Here is a 1,841-nt window from a genome sequence, read left to right as displayed (position 1 = left end):
CCGTCGGGTACCTCGGGCCACAGTTCCTCGGTCGAGGGCTCCGGTCCCGGTGCGACAGCGCCGGCGTCGGTGTCGTCGTCGCCGGCGCCCGTGAGCAACGTCCGAAACAGTGGGTTGCGATCCTCGAGTTCGTCGACCGTCCCGATGTCGACGATCCGGCCGCCGTCGAGCACCGCAACCCGGTCCGCGAGAGACAGTGTGGAACGCCGGTGCGCGAGCACGAGTGTGGTGCGCTGATTCTGCTCGCGCAGCGCCGCGAAGATCGCCCCTTCGGTTTCCGCATCGACGGCGGAGGTCGCGTCGTCGAGAACGAGCACCCGCGGATCCAGCAGGAGCGCACGCGCCAGCGCGACCCGCTGCCGCTGCCCACCGGACAGGGTCAGTCCTCGTTCCCCGACGACGGTGTCGTACCCGTCGGGCAGCGCTTCGACGAACTCGTCGGCCCGGGCCGCGGCCGCGGCAGCCCGAATCTGATCGGGGGTGGCGTCCGGCCGGCCCAGGGCGATATTCGCGGCGATGGTGTCGGAGAACAAGAACGGTTCGTCGAACACGAGGCCGACGGCTTCGCGCAGGTCGTTGCCACGCAGCGATCGCACGTCCAGTTCGGTGGCGCCGGCCACGAGGTTCACCGATCCGGCACCGGGCGCGTAGAAGCGGGGCAGCAGCAGTGACAGGGCGGTCTTGCCGGACCCGGCCGGCCCGACCACCGCGACGGTCTCACCGGGTGCGACGTCGAGATCCATCCCGCGCAGCACATCGTGGCCGGCGTCGAACCCGAATGTCACATTCCGCAGCGCCAGCCCGAGCGGACCGTCGGGCAGCGGCACGGGGTGCGGCGGGTCCGCAACATCGGGTTCGGCGTCGATCACTTCGTAGACACGTTCGACGGCCGCGCGGGAGAGTTGCGCCATGATGATCACGGACGACAAGGTGCGGGTCGTCGCGCTCATGGTCGCCAGGTAGGCGGTGAACGCGAGGAAGGTGCCGACGGTGACGGTGCCCTCCAGCGCGAGCCATCCGCCGAGAGCGATGGTCGCCACCAGCCCGAGTTGGGGGATCGCGCCCATCGGCGCGGTGAACCTGGCGTTGATGTGGGCCGCGCGCATCCGTTCGGCGTACAGCGCACGGCCGTGCCGTTCGAGTTGGTCGATCGCTCGGTCTTCCTGCCCGAAGCCCTTGACGACACGCACTCCGGTGACGGTTTCCTCGACGTGCTGAGCCAGGTCGGCGGCGCGCTGCTGCGCGGACCAGGTCGCGGCGAACAGTTTCGGTCGTACCGCCCGGACGATCAGCGCGATGACCGGAACCGTCACGACGGCGATGGCGGTGAGCAGCGGAGACAGCACCGCCATGATGACCAGGGCCAACACGAATTGCAGGAGCGCACCCGCTGACATCGGCACCATCGCGAGCAGTCCCTGCACCAGTTGCAGGTCGGTGATCGAGCGCGACACGACCTGCCCGGTCCGGATCTGATCCTGGCCGCGACCGTCGAGCCGCTGCAGAGATCCGAGCAGCCGCAACCGCAGATCGTGCTGCACGTTCAGCGACAACTGTCCGGCGAGCATGCGGCGGCCGTACTGGCAGCCGAACCGGACCAGTGCACCGCCTGCGATCCCCGCGGCGGCGACCGCGATCAGGTGGAGGTCGGCGCCGTCGGCATGCGTGGCGCTGTCGAGTGCCAGTTTCGTGAGGAGCGGGAACGCGATGTCGATGAGTGCAGCGACGACCGTCGCCGTCAATGCACCGACGGCGACGGCACGGTGACGGAAGGATTCGGTGCTCAGGCGGCGAATCCACCCCGGAGACTGCGAGTCGTGTGGCATCGCTGCCGACACTAG

At 69.4% G+C, this 1,841-nt stretch carries 1 protein-coding gene; it reads right to left on the bottom strand.

The annotated features are described in order from the left end of the window. Positions 1 to 1,826: ABC transporter ATP-binding protein (locus WAX14_RS23610; protein ID WP_422630470.1), on the bottom strand; the 1,826-nt coding region annotated here is incomplete at its 3' end. Between the last annotated feature and the right edge of the window lie 15 nt (positions 1,827 to 1,841).

The organism is Rhodococcus sp. (in: high G+C Gram-positive bacteria) (genome assembly GCF_049299235.1).
Taxonomy (GTDB): domain Bacteria; phylum Actinomycetota; class Actinomycetes; order Mycobacteriales; family Mycobacteriaceae; genus Rhodococcus.
Note: the sequence above shows the minus strand (reverse complement) of the source record. Positions and strands in the feature narration are given on the sequence as shown.